Origin of the sequence: Acinetobacter sp. WCHA29, assembly GCF_002165335.1 — a bacterium.
GTDB lineage: Bacteria > Pseudomonadota > Gammaproteobacteria > Pseudomonadales > Moraxellaceae > Acinetobacter.
This window is the reverse complement of the sequence record NZ_NHRQ01000029.1, coordinates 12,613-29,131: the sequence shown is the minus strand read 5'-3', so window position 1 is coordinate 29,131 and position 16,519 is coordinate 12,613. Positions and strand designations below refer to the sequence as shown.

The window sequence follows — 16,519 nt, the reverse complement described above, 5'->3', positions numbered from 1 at the left end:
AATCTGACTGTCAGTAAATTTAGATGTTTTCATGCAGAATCTCCTGCTTTGATCTTAAGAGAAAATTCTACTTTTACATCCTTTTATTTTTAGGGGGGATTACCCACCCACTGCAAGCGTTAGCCACATATTGATGTTTTTTAGACCTGCCAATTCCGCTCTAATACTGGCTGACTTTTGTGGTGCAATATTGGGAACGAAAAGGCTGACACCGATTAAAGTAATAAAGGCAATCACGGCAGAAAACTCAAAACCAGATTTCCAACCAAATTGCTGACCAAGCCAAGTTGCAATAGGAACCCCAATCACATTGGCAAGGGTGAGTCCCATCATTACTTGTGCAATCGCAGTTGCTCTACGTTGTTTTCCTGCCAATTCGGCTGCAACTAATGCGGCTACACCAAAATAAGCACCATGAGGAAAGCCTGCAATAAAACGGGATATCAGCATAGCTTCAGATGTTGTTGCGAAGGCAGTGGCGGCATTGGCTAAACCATAAAATAACATCAAGCTGAGTAATAGCGTTTTACGCGGTACTTTAGCTCCTAAAATTGCAATAATCGGTGCGCCAACCATAACACCAAGCGCATAGGCGCTAATGAAATAGCCTGCATGTGGAACACTGACATTTAAATCAGTAGCGATTTCTTGAATTAACCCCATAGCAACAAATTCAGTCGTTCCAATACAGAAACTACCAACTGCCAAGGAGAAAATCACTAGAAAAAGAGAGAAATTAGGTTGAGGAGATAAATTTAACAACTGTTTTAATCAGAACATAGAGAGATCTAAATTATAACCATCAAGATACTTTAGATCTTAAGCTTATCGTATTGATTGTGCATATTTATCAGATTTCGTAGAGCCTTTTGGCTAAACCTTGGCAATTCATAGAAGTAAAAAGATGACTGATTACAGAGAACTACTTAAAACTAATTTTTCGACGAATCTGTATTTTATTCCAGCTTATAGGCCTGAGTTAAATCGAATCGAGATGGTATGGAAGCAAATGAAATATGATTGGCGAGATTTTCAAGTCATGACAGCTGATAAAATAAAGCAATGAGTGGAGAAAGTATCAAACCAATTCGGAAAAGAATACATGTTTACTTTTTGATGACAACCTATAATCAGTAAATCAATAAAAGAAGAATGGGTATTGAGCATGTATTTGGCAGCCTGAAAACCTTCAAGATCCTTGCCGAACGTTATCGAAATAGAGGCAAAAGACTCGGTTTGAGATTCAATTTAATTGCTGGAATCTATAACTTGGAGCTGAGTAAAAAATGATTTATGAAAGAAGTCTATTATAAAAAAGTTTTAATTATTTATGTCAAATCATAAAAGTAGAAATAGTCGCAACTACTTCTACTTTAATTAGAGGATGTATCAGGCTTAATGAGGTGGTAGCAACATAATAACTGCTTGATTCAGTAACAATACGATATCTTCTAAAATATCCGTATGATTAAATTCTTCATCAAATGTTAAGCTTTCACCATCTGCAATTTGTTTCAGTTGTGCTTGGAAAGATTGAGAAATACAGATATTTTCCCCATTTGCCCAAAAGTCTAATAATTGATCTTGTTGTCTATAGAGCAATCTTGATGCAGGTTCTAGAATAAGTTGATAGCCGCCATTGATAACTTCAAGTAAATCATCTACCACAATTTCTTCTGGCTCAGGAATACTATTGGGATATTTAGACTCACTCATGTATGCCATGATCGCAGCATCAAATTCTGGTGCTTGAGTGAGATAATCAAGTAATTGAGTCTTGAGATAAGAAAACTCGGTATTATTTATTTCTCCAATAGCATTCGTTTTTATGCGAGTAATATCCGCTAGAGGATATGTTAAGACTGAGTTTTTTGCGAATTGTTCACTGAGTCGATCTGTCATTTCAGCTAAATTTGGCATACGGAAGCCAAATGAGAAAGTTAAACAATCATCCTCGGCAACGCCATAATGAGCAAGACCAGGCGGTACATATAATAGATCGCCAGGTGCAAGTACCTCATCAAAATTTACACTCATTTGAGAAAGGAGTTTTAATGGTTGATCTGCAACAAACTCTGTTGATTCATCACACATTTGACCGAGTTGCCAACGGCGATGACCATGCCCTTGTACAAGGAACACATCATAGAAATCGAAGTGCTTACCAACAGAGCCACCTTTAGGTGCATAAGAGACCATGATGTCATCGCGGCGCCATTGAGGAATAAATGGAAATTTTTTCCAGAGCTCAGCAATATCAAAAGAATAATGGTCCACCGCTTGAACCAAGATAGTCCAAAGATTCGGTAACTTTTGGAAATCGCCTTTAGTGAGTGGTGATGATTTTACATGCCATTCATTTGGATTTTTATTTTTTTGACGAATCAAGCGAGCACTGACATCTTCTTCTAGCGCTAGTTCCTTGACATCTTCGGGTTCTAATAAACCCATAATTTCAGGCATTGCATTGCGAACTAACAATGGTTTTTTTTGCCAATATTCATTCAAGAATTGTTCTGCGGTAATACCGCCGAGTACCGCTAAGGATTCAGACATGTCAAAGAGACCAGCAACTTAAAAATTATGGTGTATTCTCTATTGAGTTGAATATCGGTGCAAGTCTTGTGATGATTGTAAGTAAATCTATAAGAAATTCGGTTTAAAAGCTTCAGAAAGTATTTAATCTTGATCAATTAGAAGTGGACTCGTTCACAGCCTTTCAAAAAAACAGTATGCTTAAGATGCAGAAAGGAGCATACATGTATCAAGTACTGGCAAGAAAATACCGTCCTCGTAATTTCAATGAGTTAGTTGGGCAAAACCATGTTTCTCGTGCTTTAACCAGCGCATTAGAACGTGGGCGTTTGCATCATGCTTATTTGTTTACAGGAACGCGCGGTGTCGGGAAAACCACGATTGCCCGTATTTTAGCCAAGTGTTTGAACTGCGAGACAGGCGTGACGTCAACGCCGTGTGAAGTTTGTGCAACTTGTAAGGCCGTAAATGAAGGTCGTTTTATTGATTTAATTGAGATCGATGCGGCATCTCGGACCAAGGTTGAAGATACCCGCGAGTTACTCGATAATGTGCCTTATGCGCCGACGCAGGGTCGCTTCAAGGTCTATCTGATCGATGAAGTGCATATGCTTTCAACGCATTCATTTAATGCCTTGCTCAAAACTCTGGAAGAACCACCAGAGCATGTGAAGTTCCTCTTTGCAACGACAGATCCACAGAAATTGCCGATCACCGTCATCTCGCGCTGTTTGCAATTTACGTTACGTCCTTTGGCTGTTGATGAAATTACGGAACATTTGACAGCAATTTTAAATAAAGAGCATATCGAAGCCGATCAAGATGCGATTTGGCAAATTGCAGAATCTGCACAAGGTTCATTACGTGATGCCTTGTCTTTAACAGACCAAGCAATTGCCTATGGTCAAGGTGCAGTCCATCATCAAGATGTTAAAGATATGCTCGGTTTGATTGACCGAACCATTATTTATGATTTGATTTTGGCAATTCATCAAAATCAGCAAGCACGGGTAAGTCAGCTACTTCTACAATTTAGACAGCAAGCTTTAGATGTGTCCTTGGTTTTAGACCAATTGGTTTCTACCTTGCATGAATTGGCATTGTTGCAATATTTACCTGATCTTGCACTGAAATATAGTGAAGAAATTAACCAGAAGATTCTACAATTGTCGAAACTCATTTCTGCCCAAGATTTGCAGTTGTATTATCAAATTGCCTGTAAAGGTCGAGCTGAGTTGCAACTTGCGGTGACGCAAGAGCAAGGCTTTGAAATGACGGTGTTGCGTTTACTGGCGTTTAGACCGTTGAATTTGAATGAAGTTATCGTAACTGCAACACCTGTTACGCAAATTACAGCGCCTGAAGCGCATCAGCCTGTACAGGATTCAAGTACAGAAAATCAGTTTGCAGTTCAGCAAGAAGCGGTTAGCGTTGAACCTGAACCTGAACCTGAACCTGAACCTGAACCTGAACCTGAACCTGAACCTGAACCTGAACCTGAACCTGAACTGCGCAATCAAAATCCTCATCTCATGGTGTTTGAGGTCGAGGACGGCCAGTTAATAGGATTGGATATATCAGCGCAACAACAAACGATTCAGTCGAATATCGTTGAGGCGGATGATGTGCTGGTTTTTCCTGTTGAGCAAAATCTTCAAGTACATCTGAAGCAGCCTCAAGCTGAACAGGAACTTGATCTCATCGCAGAGCCAGTGCTTGAAGCGGTTGTTTCGGAACCGATTGTGGTCGCAGATCAGCCTGTTGGATCGCCAATACAACAGCAAGATTTTGGGCAAACAGATTTGATGCCTCAAGATATTTTAAAATTGCGTGAGCAGGTTTTGGAAGGTGAGTGGAATTTGGAGAAGTGGGAATACTGGTTTAGAAATAGTGAACTTTCGCCAGCCGTTCAGGAGTTGGCACAGCATGGCATTATGCAGGGGTATATTAATGGTTCATCTGTGTTTCATATTCCGCAGAAATATGAGGTCATGTTGTCACAATTAAGGCAGGCATTGGAAGAGGCACTTAAATCACAGTGGCCGAATACGCAGTTTAATGTGCAATATCAAGATATTGATTCGATAACACCTTTTACCATGCAGGTCATGCGTAAGGAAAAGGCGTTTCATCGGGCTGTTGAGTTGTTACAGCAGGAACTCACCATTAAAAGTTTAATTGAAACCTTTGATGGTGAGTTACAGAATATTCAACTCAAGTCCTGATGCTTGAGTCCCCCTAAATTTGATATTTGGCTTGTAGTTTCTATCTAACGGCTTGTTGCGAATACTTATTAAAAATACAGAATTGTCTATTTATTTTAAGTAATTAAGTGCTGGTGCATAGTACAACCAAAAAAATTATGTTAAAAAAGAAAGTGAATAATACACTGAAAATAAGGAAAAATAATAATGCGCCGTTTACCTGTTTATTTATTATTGGACACCTCAGGGTCGATGCATGGAGAGCCGATTGAAGCGGTCAAAAATGGGATGCAAATTTTACTTTCAACCTTGCGTCAAGACCCTTATGCGCTGGAAACAGCTTATCTTTCTTTAATAGCTTTTGATAGCCACGCTAAACAACTGGTTCCTTTAACTGAATTGGCTGCATTTCAAGCACCTGATTTGCAGGTAACAGGAACTACTGCTTTAGGCGAGGCCTTAGCCTTGTTGGCTGAGAAGATTGAACAGGAGGTGGTGAAAACAACGGCTGAAATTAAAGGGGATTGGAAGCCGCTTATTTTTATAATGACTGATGGCGTACCCACTGATGACTGGCGCAAAGGTTTGCAACGTTTACAACAAGTCAAAACAGGCGTGATTGTGGCATGTGCCGCAGGGCATGGGGCAGATACATCCATTTTAAAACAAATCACGGAAGTGGTTGTTGAGTTGGCAACCGCAGATTCCAACACAATCAAGGCATTCTTCAAATGGGTGTCTGCAAGTATTTCCACAGGTAGTCAGAAAGTAGATGCAGCCCAAAAAGAAGTGAAAGGCTTGGGTGATTTGCCACCGCCACCACCCGAAGTCAATATCGTATTATAAAACAAACATTAAATTCAAAAGGAGATAAAAATGGCTGTAAGTTTAGGAAAAGGTCAGGGCATTAGTCTAAAAAAAACGGAAAATAATCTGTCACAGGTGACGATTGGCTTGGGGTGGGATATTCAGGAGCAGAAAAAAGGCTTTCTGGGAGGTTTGTTTGGCGGAAAAGATGCCGATTATGATCTTGATGTCGTTGCTTTTTTAGTGGGGCAAAATGGTAAGGTCAATAATTTAGGGCGTGATACTCAAGGCAATGTGACTTTGCAGAATGGTGATGTAGTTTTTTTTAACAATCAGCGTCATTCATCAGGACATATTTGGTTGACAGGTGACAACCGCACTGGTGCAGGTGATGGGGATGATGAGCAGATTGTGGTTAAACTGAATGATCTGGGGCAGCAATACCATAAAGTGGTGTTTGTGGTGCAAATCTATAATGGGGCCAGCAATCAGCAACATTTTGGTCAGGTTAAAAATGCCTTTATTCGGGCGGTGGATACCACAGGCAAAGAGATGGTGCGTTTTGATTTGTCAGGTACGGGACAATATGACCAGCAACGTTCGTTGCTCTTTGCAGAGCTGGTTCGGGAGCCTACAGGCTGGAAGTTTAATGCAGTCGGGCAGCCATCAAGTTCTGACTCATTTGTGGAATGGTTGAAACAATACGCTTAATTGATGATTTGTATAAGGGTTTTACACAATGCGCCGTTTGCCTGTTTATATTTTATTGGATACTTCGGGGTCAATGCGAGGAGAGCCAATTCATTCTGTGAATGTTGGATTACAGTCGATGCTTAGTGCATTACGGCAAGACCCTTATGCACTGGAAAGTGTGCATTTAAGTATTATTACCTTTGATTTAGAGGCAAAGGTCTATTTGTCACTGACCCCACTCGATCAGGTTCAATTGAGCAATATTGATGTGCCAAGTGCAGGGGCAACCTTTATGGGCGCTGCTCTGGAGTTGTTGGCAGAACAAGTGAGCCAGCAAATTCAAAAAAGTAGCGATGAGATTAAAGGGGACTGGAGACCTTTATTATTTGTCATGACAGATGGTTCACCCTCAGATGTGTATGCATATCAGCAAGCCGTTCCTGTGATTCAGCAATTAAACTTTGCCAGTATTGTTGCCTGTGCGGCAGGGCCCAAAGCCAAAACTGAACATTTATTGCAACTGACAGATAAGGTTGTGGTATTGGATACCATGGATGCTGCGTCATTTTCAGGATTCTTCAAATGGGTATCGGCAAGTGTAGTGGCAGGCAGCAGCAGTGCAGGCATTTCAAACTCGATTTCATTGCCACCACCACCGCCTGAAGTGCAACTGGTTTTATAAATAACATTATTAAGGATATTCAGTTAGATGCGCCGTTTACCTGTTTTTTTTGTGTTGGATTGTTCTGAATCCATGGTAGGGAAAAATATTGAGCAGATGCAGCAGGGTATCCAGCTTATCATGCAGCAATTACGCAAAGACCCTTATGCGCTGGAAACGGTATATGTCTCAGTGATTGCCTTTGCGGGAATTGTCCGAACCCTTGTGCCTTTGGTGGAAGTGTTTGCTTATTATCCAGTGAAATTACCTTTAGGTGGTGGGACGCATTTAGGCAAGGCATTGGAACATTTAATGAATGAGTTTGATCGTCATTTGATCAAGACGACAACGGAAACCAAAGGTGACTGGAAGCCAGTCGTATATTTATTTACAGATGGGCGACCAACAGATGAATGCAAGGATGCCATTTATCGCTGGCAAAAAAAGTATGCTCGACGTTGTACACTGATTGCACTGGGAATGGGGAAAAATGTCGATTATCACACCCTAAAGCAACTGACAGAACACTGCATAGCCTTTGATGAGTTGAATGAAAAGGATTTCCAAAGGTTTTTCCAATGGATCAGTGCCTCAGTCGTTGCACAAAGTAAAAGTGTGGGGGATGGTGAACAGCAGCAACATCTACCGCCTTTGGATGAACGCTATATGCGGCTGATTAAAGATGTTCAGCCACGAACTTTGCTGGATGAGCAGTGTGCAACTTTTGTTGGGCGTTGTGGAAAGTTAAATCGCCCTTATTTGATGAAATTTGAACGTGAAATTCAGTATCAGGCCCCTAAAGACTTAGATATTAACCTCAATTTGTATCACTACCAACTGAAAGAGTGCTGCAAAATTGATGAGGATTATTTTACATGGTCAGATCAAAGCCAGCACCAACAGCAAATCAATACCACTTTGCTTGAAGGCGCGCCTGAGTGCCCACATTGTTTGGCAGAAACGGCATTTGCCATGTGTGGCTGTGGTCAATTGATGTGTTATGACGGTTTTAGTGAAGAAGTCAGTTGTCCGTGGTGCCGCCGTCAGGTGAGTTTTGGCTATGGCGGTTCGGATGGGTTTGATGTGCAGCGTGGTCGAGGCTAGGGTATTCGTCTTAAGGCTAAAAAGGAATTTTTTATTTATGCTTCAGCCATTAACACCAGAATTAAAACAGGCCCTTGCTGATACATTAGCACAACTTTTAAATCATAAAAGCCAGTCATTAAATCAGATGCAAAATCAGGAATGGTGGCAGCAATGTGTACAAAATAAGCGTCTTTACAATGCCTATCATGATCTGGCAGAACAGTTTTATGATGCGGTGGGTTTTCAACTGGAGCAGTTGCCAGACTTTCAGGGATGTTTGTTACAACAAATATTGCAACAGGGACGTTTGCCGATTTATGCGCCTGTGCAAAATAGCCCATGTGAAAAGCATGGGGTGTCAAAGAATGCTGTAGAACCTCTGGGCTTTTATCCACAGCCTGATACTGCTCAAGCAGAATCTGTGCACCTTGAATCAGAACAGAAACAACCTTTGACACCACCAAATAATGACAATCAATCCATATTATCCGAAATGACAGATTTATCTGAATCTAATTCTGTTGTGCCTACACATTTACCGTTGGCCGTAACGACTCCAATCATTGAAAAACAATCCAGCCCTATTCCAGACAATGCCTCAACATCCCTGCAAACTGGGGTAAAAACGGTGAAAAAAATGCCTCACTTTCAGATTCCCAACGCTAGAGTGGGACAGAACTATCAAGCCAGCATTCAAATGCAACATCCCGTGAAACAGGATGTACAGATTCATCATGAAAGTGTCAGGATTCCTGAAAATCTGGGTATCTGTTTTGATGCAGTGACACAGCAACTTTCAGGCATACCCACACAGGCAGGTGAATTTAAACTCATTTTTCAATATAAAACGGCAAATGAGCAGGCAGGATGGTTGTCAGGGGAAGTCACGTTTATTGTCACGGCTGATCCGCGTAGTTTATGGCAGGTGAATGAGCCTGATCCAAATGCGATGTATTGGAAAGCAAATAATCGTTGTCAATTGATTCAGGCGGCAGATTTTAATATTGCTGCGTGTAGTCAGCGAGGACGTTCACATGAACATGCAGGAACATTCCGTGATGATGATTTTTTTGTTGCTCAGGTCGCGGATAGTAATTGGTCGGTATTGGTTGTGGCAGATGGTGCAGGAAGTGCCGAATTTTCCCGTGAGGGGTCGAGGGTTGCGGTGAATACTGTTGGTGAGTATTTAAAAGCTTTCATGCAAAAACAATCAGGTGAATCTGACCGATTGTTGGCACAGTGGCAAGTCGGAGCTAATGATGATCCTGAAACCAAAAATGCAGCGCATCAGTTAGGCAATCAATTTAGTGATGCGTTTTATTCAGCCGCAACACAAGCCATTGAACAAATTGAACATGAAGCCACTCGACAAGGCGTTGCCTCTAAATTGTTTGCTACAACATTATTGTTTGCAGTGGTACGGCAACAAGACAATAAAACCTTTATAAGTAGTTTTTGGGTCGGTGATGGAGCGATTGCAGTTTATGGTAAAGACCGCGTACGGTTAATGGGGAAACCTGATGGGGGGGAATTTGCAGGACAAACCCGCTTTTTAGATTATGGTTGTTTGGTACGAGATTTTAAACAGCGAGTCCATATTGGCTATTTTGATGACGCTCAGGCAGTAATTCTCATGACCGATGGGATTTCTGATCCGCGTTTTGAAACAGATGCAGGGCTGGAAAATCAACAAAAATGGCAGGCACTTTGGCAAGAAATTGAACCACACTTACAACAGGAACAACCTGAACAGGCCTTATTGGAATGGTCGGCATTCTTTAGTGCAGGACACCATGATGATCGAACTCTGGCAATTTTATGGACGGTTTCGACAAGCTCAATCCATGACTCATCTATGGTGACTGAGCCTGTCGAAATAAACGGAGAAGAACATGAGTAAAGTCATTCAATGTCAAACGCTCGATGGCCGTCCAATTGCATTTATTGATGAAGTGATCGGTTCGGGTGCCATGAAAGATGTATATTTTTCTCCTGATAAATCTTATGTGGTGTGTTTTTTTAGCAAGGAAAAAAACCATTTTTATCAGTCTCAGGCTGAACTGGAACGGCAGAAAGATCGGTTAAAAGAAATTGTGGGCAATAAATGGCAAGGTATTTTTAACGGTGCGGGTGGTGATTACTGGAAAAATGTATTTTGCTGGCCTGATGGTTTGGTGGAATACAATGGCTTGCTGGGGATTACAGCACCTACTTATCAAAAGCCATTTTTCTTTGAGTTTGGTTCTAAAAATAATGATTTTTTGGGGATTAAAGGGAAAGAAAAAGAGGGAAAATGGTTTGCGAGTGCCAATAACCAGAACCGCTTTCTGGATGAACGGGAAAAAGGCACATGGCTGAACTATCTCAAGATTTGTATTTTAATTGCGCGTGCAGTGCGCCGTATGCATGCGGCTGGTTTGGCCCACTCCGATTTGTCCTATAAAAATATCTTGATTGATCCTGTCATGGGGCGTGCTTGCGTCATTGATGTGGATGGTTTGGTTGTTCCAGGCAAATATCCGCCTGATGTGGTGGGAACACCAGATTTTATTGCGCCTGAAGTGGTGATGACCAACCATCTTAAAAAAGATGATCCTCAACGGCATTTGCCCAATATCATGACGGATCGTCATGCTCTGGCTGTGCTGATTTATATGTATTTGCTCTATCGCCATCCATTACGTGGTGGCAAAGTACATGATGTCAATGACCCACAAAAAGATGAAAATCTGGCAATGGGTGAAAATGCATTATTTATTGAACACCCATCGGATGCAAGTAATCGGGTTAAAGTGGCGCAGGTTCGTCCGAGTGCATTACCGTGGGCAGACCCCGAAAAAATTCCATTTACAGTGACAGGGCCATATTTAAAGGAACTCTTTCTACAGAGTTTTGTTACAGGTCTGCATCAACCGCAGCAACGGCCCTCTGCCAATGACTGGGAAACGGCATTGGTGAAAACGGTTGATTTAATGCAGCCCTGCCTAAATCCAGATTGTGGTCAAAAATGGTATGTATTTGACAACAGCACCAAGCCTGTCTGCCCATTTTGTGGCACGGCATTTCACGGCAAATTGCCTGTGTTAAACCTATATTCGGCACGCAGGGAGGGGAGCTTTAGACCTGATAATCACCGTTTGATGGTCTGGACAGGCCAGTCAATCTATCAATGGCATGCCAATAACTTGATTGCGCCAAATGAACGTTTAAGTGTAGAGCAAACCAAACGGGTGGGTTATTTTATTTTCCATCAACAGCAATGGTGGCTGGTCAATGAGAATTTACCTGAACTGATGGACGTGGCAAGCAAAGAGATTATTCCGATAGGTGGAAAAATTGAATTGACCGATGGGAAGCAGATTTTATTGTCACGTCAGGATGGCGGACGTTTAGTGGTGGTACAAATGGTGGAATGTGAATGAATGCAGCTTTAGAAGTGACGGGAACAAATACAGAAATGAATATCGCTGAAAACTCTATTGGAATCTGGTTTACCCAAGCCCATTCCTGTCAGCGAGATTTAATTTTGGCAGCAAAACATACACCTTTTAATCTACCTATTCATGTGGTGGCCTCCCATCCCGAGTGGCGGCCTGAAATCACATCTGTTGCAGATATTGCGTTACAGGAGCCTGCCGTTGCTGAGCGCGTGGAGTGGGTGCTACAACAGGCACAGCGCCTAAAGGTAAAGCTAATTATTGCAGGGCGTTTTGGACGAATTTATCTGGAACAGAAACACCGTTTCGAGGCTTTGGGTATTCGGATTATGGCTGGCTGCGATCACATGGAGCAGATTGCCCAATTACATGATAAATCAGTATTTACCCAAACCTGTTTACACCATCAGATTGCGGTTGTCCCTGCCACCACTGTATATCATGCTGAAGAGTTGCAAGCCGCCTATGAAAGTTGGTCGAAGAAAGGTGAAGTATGTGTAAAGCCTGTGACAGGTGTATTTGCATCAGGTTTTTGGCATCTGGATACAAAGGCGACATCATTTGATATGTTTGCCAATAGTCAGAATTTTAGGGCACATCCACAAACATTTATTGAAAGTTATCGACAATCGCCGAATCCGCCTGCCTATTTGGTGATGCCATTTTTATCGGGTCAGGAATGTTCAGTGGATATGTTTTGTGTGCATGGGCAAGTCCGATGTGCGGTTGTCCGTTGTAAACAGCGCGGTGGTTACCAGCAACTGAAACTCGAAGGTGAGGCCATTGAACTGGCCAGACAGGTTGCTGAATTGTTTGGTTGTGATGGTTTGGTGAATATGCAGGCCCGTTATAATGATCATGGACAATTATTTATTTTGGAAGTTAATCCTCGCCCTTCGGGTGGAATAGGGCACACATTTTATAGTGGTGTCAATCTGGTCCACGCTGCTATTGCAGAAACATTCGGATTGGATTATCAGCCTGAAAAAATTGAAAATACTGTTATGGTTCGACATATTAGCCAAAGTGTTTGTGTGGTATAAAAAACGGTATAAATATAATTTTTAAGTTAGATTTAAGATATATATGATTGAGATTGAATTACAGAGGGGAGTATTAAGCTTACAACCCAATGACAATAGCCACTGGAAATGGCAGGATTTATTGGGTTTTGCCGAACGCATTAATCCAAAGCGTGCATTTTTATTTGTATCGAAAGTATTAGGGCGGCATATTCCCGTCAGTCCCCACATTATGCGCCATGCCTTTACTGATTTGGCTGAGCTGGTTCCTGATGATTTACCTGAACCTGTGTTGGTTATTGGCATGGCGGAAACGGCGGTTGGGCTGGGCGCAGGCGTTCATCAGGTGTTGCAGCAACGTTATCCTGAAGCGATTTATGTGACAACAACACGCCATCCAGTACATGGTGCGCCATTACTGGCACGTTTTTTAGAAGAACATAGCCATGCACAGGATCAATTGTTATATGGTTCACCCGATGCAGAGCTTCAACAACAGATTCTAAACAGCAAAAGCATTGTACTGGTAGACGATGAAGCATCAACTGGCAAGACCTTTGTCAATTTAATCCATGCTTTACAACAGGCAGGGCTGAATCGAATTTCTCATGTGGTGACTGCCACGCTGGCAGATTGGTCATCAGGCATTCATATTGCCGATCTAAACTGTCAGTCTGTAGCATTAATGACAGGCAAATGGCAATGGCGTGATGCTGAGAATCCAATCCAGATCAATATGCCAAAGGTGGATACAGTCGCCTTTGGCGCGTTTGATACTTTAGCACAGCCGACCTGGGGGCGTTTACCCATTCAGGACAGTGGTGCGCATATTCGGTTGGCGGTACAACCTGATGAACGTATTCTGGTGTTGGGCAGTGGCGAGTATGTCTGGTCTTCTTTCCTGTTGGCAGAGTATTTGCAGCAGCAAGGCGCAGATGTGAGGTTCAGTGCAATTACCCGTTCACCGATTGCTGTTGGACATGCCATTCAGTCTGCCTTGGCATTTGCGGATAACTATGGGCTAGGTATTCAAAATTTTGTCTACAACATCAATCCACAGGATTATGACCGAGTCTTGATTACTGTCGAAACCGCAACACATTCAGTCGCGAAAAGCCTGCTTGAAGCGTTGCCAAATGCTGAAGTGATCAGTGCTGTGGACTATCCTCATCAAAATTTTAACTTGTGTGTTGTAAATGACTGATTTTTTATTTGACTCCAGTGAAATTCGTACACCCTTAATGTTGGTGGATCTGGATGACACGTTGTTCCAGACCCATCGCCGCATTACACCTGAAGCTGACTTTAAAATGGTCACCACTGATAAGCAGGGACAAGCTCTGGCCTATATGAACCCGATACAACAGCATTTTGTACAGTGGTTATTGCATAGTACCCATGTGATTCCAGTGACTGCACGCTGTGCCGAGGCTTTATCCCGAGTTCATTTACCCTTTCAGTATGGGGCGGTCTGTTCTCATGGTGGAACGGTGCTGAATGCGGACCTTAGTGTCAATGCTGAATGGCATGGACAGATGCAACAGGCATTACAACCCTATCAGACACGTCAGGAAGCCCTGATTGAAGCTGTGCAGCAGCATTCCAGACATTTTGGTTCAATTCGGACATGGGTGGTTGAAGAACAGGGATTGGGTTTGTATGTTGTGGCAAAGCAAAATACAGAAAATGACAATCCTTATGCGCCGAATTTTTTGCCCCAGTTGCTCAATAGTCTTGATGTGAATTTATTGTCAGGTTTTTACTTCCATTTAAATGGTAATAATCTGGCACTGATTCCACAGCCTGTGAGTAAGGCCAATGCGGCCAGATTTCTTTTGCAGCAACTTAGCGCACAACAACGCCCAATTTTAGGCTATGGCGACAGTTTGTCGGATGTTGAGTTTTTGAATTTATGTCACTGGTGGGGAATGCCAAACCATAGCCAGTTGAATCGTTGGGTAAAACACAATCTGACGCAGCAGTACAAACAAGAAGGATATTATGGCGATTACCAGTAAACAAAAAATTAGTAGAGAAAAAGCATCAGAACTTATTTTAACACAGGGATTTAGTGGAAGTTATCAAGCTGGGCAAGTGACGTTCCTGTTAAATCGCATCCAGATTCAACCAACAGACACATTGGAAAAGGAACGCCTCATTCAATCAGGTGAAAAACATTATTCACAAATGATCAGTCAGGAGCAGGCACCCACGGAGCGTCATTTGCAGCTATTTGAACAAGCAATGCAGCACGGGCAGCAACGTTTGGCAAAAGAGGTGCAACAACTGGCACAAACACTCTCAACAGAGTTTGCTGAACCGATTGTATTGGTCAGTTTTGTACGTGCTGGTGTGCCATTAGGGGTGTTGCTTTATCATGCATTGCAAGATTTGGGGCATGATTGTGTACATTATGGCATCAGCATTATCAGGGATCGTGGTATTGATTTTGCTGCTCTGGAAACAATTATTGCCAAACATGGCCATCAATCTTTAGTGTTTGTAGATGGCTGGACTGGTAAAGGCGCGATTCAAAAGGAATTGCAACGGAGTCTAGCCAATGACCCCCGTTTTGCTGATCGACCTTTGCCCTTGGTAGTGTTGTCAGATATTGGTGGTTGTGCTTGGTTGGCAGCCAGTGGTGAGGATTGGTTGATTCCATCAGGTGTTTTAGGCTCAACCATTTCAGGATTAATTTCTCGTAGTATTTGCGAAAATGAGCCTTTGCAATTCAACGAGATTGAGGAAAGCAATCTCGGTCAGTGGCATGGCTGTGTTGAATATAATCATTTAAAAGCTTTTGATATGTCACAGTCATTTATTAAACAAATCAATCAGATACGCCGAGAACTTCCGTCAGAAAAAAATGCCGTTTGGACAAGCGCTCAACAGCAATTACAAAGACAGCGAAGTCAGGCTGTGGTTAAACAATTAGCAGAACATTATCAAATTACCAATATCAATCGGATCAAGCCAAGCATTGCCGAAGCAACACGGGCAATTTTAAGGCGTGTGCCTGATCTGGTTCTGCTCAGGGATGCGAATGATGCCGACACGGCATTGTTACGTCATTTAACCGAAATAACCCAGACACCAGTCCAGATAGTGGGTGACCAGATCGCACCTTATCGCGCAATTACCCTCATTCAGAAATTGGGAGCAGGTTGATGTTATCGGCATTATCTTTAGGTGCAACACTCTATATGCCAGCGACCAGACCTGATTTATGGCAAGTGGTGAATGGGGAAAAGTACCCTGAGTTACGTTCTCTGGTCATCTGTCTGGAAGATGCAGTTTCCGAGCATGAGCTGGAAGCGGCAAAAGTCAATTTAAAGCATTTGTTGCAACAGGTTCAGGATCAACCACGTCAAGCACAACATCCTAAAATCTTCATACGCCCTCGCCATATTGCAATGGCGGAAGAGTTGGCGCAGTGGCAGGAACTGATTGCGGTTGATGGCATGGTGCTGCCTAAATTCTGCTTAAATCAATTACGACAATGGCAGCAGATATTACCTGACTTTATTCAGGTGATGCCAACACTTGAAGATGCAGAAGCCTTTGATATGGGCGCTATGCGTGAATTACGTCAGGCATTGCAACAGGACTTTCGTCAGGTTCTGGTGCTGCGAATAGGCGGCAATGATTTACTCAACTGTCTGGCTGTGCGCCGTCCAAGTGATTTGACCCTGTATCAAACGCCTATTGGGGCATTAATTGCAAATCTGGCGGGGCAGTTTTTACCTTATGGCTTTGCACTGAGTGCGCCTGTCTGTGAGCATTTTACTCAGGTGAAGTTATTGCAGGACGAGTTATATCTGGATTTACAACATGGTTTATCTGGAAAAACCATTATTCACCCTGCACAGATTGCGATTGTGCATCAGGCCTATCAAGTCAATGATATTGAATTGAAACAAGCTCAGGATATTTTAAGAGATTCTGGTCAGGCTGTATTCGCCTGTCATGGAAGTATGTTGGAACCTGCCACACATCGCCGTTGGGCAGAACGTATATTAGAGCGATCACAAATATTTGGCATGAAGCAATAACACTAAAAAAAGAGGATAATGA

13 protein-coding genes and 3 pseudogenes are annotated in these 16,519 nt (G+C 42.4%); 14 read left to right on the top strand and 2 right to left on the bottom strand.

Going from position 1 to position 16,519, the window contains the following annotated elements; translation table 11 throughout:
- Window positions 1-105: 105 nt before the first annotated feature.
- Window positions 106-762: pseudogene (locus tag CDG59_RS13805) on the bottom strand (MFS transporter); the annotation flags it as partial.
- 121 nt (window positions 763-883) lie between these two features.
- Here CDG59_RS13805 and CDG59_RS13800 point away from each other — a divergent pair.
- Both CDG59_RS13800 and CDG59_RS13795 read left to right on the top strand, forming a co-directional pair.
- Window positions 884-1,066, top strand: a pseudogene (locus tag CDG59_RS13800) (transposase); the annotation flags it as partial.
- Window positions 1,067-1,155: 89 nt separating this feature from the next.
- Window positions 1,156-1,290 (top strand): annotated as a pseudogene (locus tag CDG59_RS13795) (IS5/IS1182 family transposase); the annotation flags it as partial.
- 105 nt (window positions 1,291-1,395) lie between these two features.
- On the opposite strand, the gene CDG59_RS13790 reads toward CDG59_RS13795, so the two are convergent.
- On the bottom strand, window positions 1,396-2,556 hold the full coding sequence (locus CDG59_RS13790) for a cupin domain-containing protein (RefSeq protein WP_087545818.1): 1,161 nt from the start codon (window positions 2,554-2,556) through the stop codon (window positions 1,396-1,398).
- 203 nt (window positions 2,557-2,759) lie between these two features.
- Between CDG59_RS13790 and dnaX the strand changes: the two genes are divergently transcribed.
- The 12 genes from dnaX to CDG59_RS13730 all read left to right on the top strand — a co-directional run bounded on the left by dnaX (window position 2,760) and on the right by CDG59_RS13730 (window position 16,497).
- Complete coding sequence (gene dnaX / locus CDG59_RS13785; protein WP_087545817.1) at window positions 2,760-4,760, top strand: DNA polymerase III subunit gamma/tau; 2,001 nt, start codon at window positions 2,760-2,762, stop codon at window positions 4,758-4,760.
- Window positions 4,761-4,946: 186 nt separating this feature from the next.
- A complete protein-coding gene (locus tag CDG59_RS13780; RefSeq protein WP_087545815.1) occupies window positions 4,947-5,585 on the top strand; it encodes a vWA domain-containing protein in 639 nt (212 codons plus the stop codon).
- A gap of 30 nt (window positions 5,586-5,615) precedes the next feature.
- Complete coding sequence (locus CDG59_RS13775; protein ID WP_087545814.1) at window positions 5,616-6,257, top strand: TerD family protein; 642 nt, start codon at window positions 5,616-5,618, stop codon at window positions 6,255-6,257.
- 28 nt (window positions 6,258-6,285) lie between these two features.
- Window positions 6,286-6,921, top strand: a complete 636-nt coding sequence (locus tag CDG59_RS13770; protein WP_087545812.1) for a vWA domain-containing protein — start codon at window positions 6,286-6,288, stop codon at window positions 6,919-6,921.
- A gap of 27 nt (window positions 6,922-6,948) precedes the next feature.
- On the top strand, window positions 6,949-8,004 hold the full coding sequence (locus CDG59_RS13765; protein WP_087545811.1) for a TerY-C metal binding domain-containing protein: 1,056 nt from the start codon (window positions 6,949-6,951) through the stop codon (window positions 8,002-8,004).
- Between the two features lie 37 nt (window positions 8,005-8,041).
- Window positions 8,042-9,886: a protein phosphatase 2C domain-containing protein gene (locus CDG59_RS13760; protein ID WP_087545809.1), complete on the top strand. Its 1,845-nt coding sequence runs from the start codon at window positions 8,042-8,044 to the stop codon at window positions 9,884-9,886.
- Window positions 9,879-11,408, top strand: a complete 1,530-nt coding sequence (locus CDG59_RS13755; protein WP_087545808.1) for a helix-hairpin-helix domain-containing protein — start codon at window positions 9,879-9,881, stop codon at window positions 11,406-11,408. Before CDG59_RS13760 ends, CDG59_RS13755 begins: the two co-directional genes overlap by 8 nt.
- Window positions 11,405-12,466, top strand: a complete 1,062-nt coding sequence (locus tag CDG59_RS13750; protein WP_004682418.1) for an ATP-grasp domain-containing protein — start codon at window positions 11,405-11,407, stop codon at window positions 12,464-12,466. Before CDG59_RS13755 ends, CDG59_RS13750 begins: the two co-directional genes overlap by 4 nt.
- A 43-nt stretch (window positions 12,467-12,509) precedes the next feature.
- Window positions 12,510-13,649, top strand: a complete 1,140-nt coding sequence (locus CDG59_RS13745; protein WP_004682417.1) for a phosphoribosyltransferase domain-containing protein — start codon at window positions 12,510-12,512, stop codon at window positions 13,647-13,649.
- A complete protein-coding gene (locus CDG59_RS13740; protein WP_004682412.1) occupies window positions 13,642-14,463 on the top strand; it encodes an HAD family hydrolase in 822 nt (273 codons plus the stop codon). The genes CDG59_RS13745 and CDG59_RS13740 overlap by 8 nt, the downstream gene beginning before the upstream one ends.
- On the top strand, window positions 14,447-15,613 hold the full coding sequence (stiP, locus tag CDG59_RS13735) for a cysteine protease StiP (RefSeq protein ID WP_004682411.1): 1,167 nt from the start codon (window positions 14,447-14,449) through the stop codon (window positions 15,611-15,613). Before CDG59_RS13740 ends, stiP begins: the two co-directional genes overlap by 17 nt.
- Window positions 15,613-16,497: an HpcH/HpaI aldolase/citrate lyase family protein gene (locus CDG59_RS13730; RefSeq protein ID WP_004682410.1), complete on the top strand. Its 885-nt coding sequence runs from the start codon at window positions 15,613-15,615 to the stop codon at window positions 16,495-16,497. Before stiP ends, CDG59_RS13730 begins: the two co-directional genes overlap by 1 nt.
- Window positions 16,498-16,519: the final 22 nt, after the last annotated feature.

What these genes read in the sequence shown, in the direction of transcription:
- CDG59_RS13790 (WP_087545818.1), bottom strand. Translation starts at nt 2,556, where the DNA reads ATGTCTGAATCCTTAGCGGTACTCGGCGGTATTACCGCAGAACAATTC.
- dnaX (WP_087545817.1), top strand. Translation starts at nt 2,760, where the DNA reads ATGTATCAAGTACTGGCAAGAAAATACCGTCCTCGTAATTTCAATGAG.
- CDG59_RS13780 (WP_087545815.1), top strand. Translation starts at nt 4,947, where the DNA reads ATGCGCCGTTTACCTGTTTATTTATTATTGGACACCTCAGGGTCGATG.
- CDG59_RS13775 (WP_087545814.1), top strand. Translation starts at nt 5,616, where the DNA reads ATGGCTGTAAGTTTAGGAAAAGGTCAGGGCATTAGTCTAAAAAAAACG.
- CDG59_RS13770 (WP_087545812.1), top strand. Translation starts at nt 6,286, where the DNA reads ATGCGCCGTTTGCCTGTTTATATTTTATTGGATACTTCGGGGTCAATG.
- CDG59_RS13765 (WP_087545811.1), top strand. Translation starts at nt 6,949, where the DNA reads ATGCGCCGTTTACCTGTTTTTTTTGTGTTGGATTGTTCTGAATCCATG.
- CDG59_RS13760 (WP_087545809.1), top strand. Translation starts at nt 8,042, where the DNA reads ATGCTTCAGCCATTAACACCAGAATTAAAACAGGCCCTTGCTGATACA.
- CDG59_RS13755 (WP_087545808.1), top strand. Translation starts at nt 9,879, where the DNA reads ATGAGTAAAGTCATTCAATGTCAAACGCTCGATGGCCGTCCAATTGCA.
- CDG59_RS13750 (WP_004682418.1), top strand. Translation starts at nt 11,405, where the DNA reads ATGAATGCAGCTTTAGAAGTGACGGGAACAAATACAGAAATGAATATC.
- CDG59_RS13745 (WP_004682417.1), top strand. Translation starts at nt 12,510, where the DNA reads ATGATTGAGATTGAATTACAGAGGGGAGTATTAAGCTTACAACCCAAT.
- CDG59_RS13740 (WP_004682412.1), top strand. Translation starts at nt 13,642, where the DNA reads ATGACTGATTTTTTATTTGACTCCAGTGAAATTCGTACACCCTTAATG.
- stiP (WP_004682411.1), top strand. Translation starts at nt 14,447, where the DNA reads ATGGCGATTACCAGTAAACAAAAAATTAGTAGAGAAAAAGCATCAGAA.
- CDG59_RS13730 (WP_004682410.1), top strand. Translation starts at nt 15,613, where the DNA reads ATGTTATCGGCATTATCTTTAGGTGCAACACTCTATATGCCAGCGACC.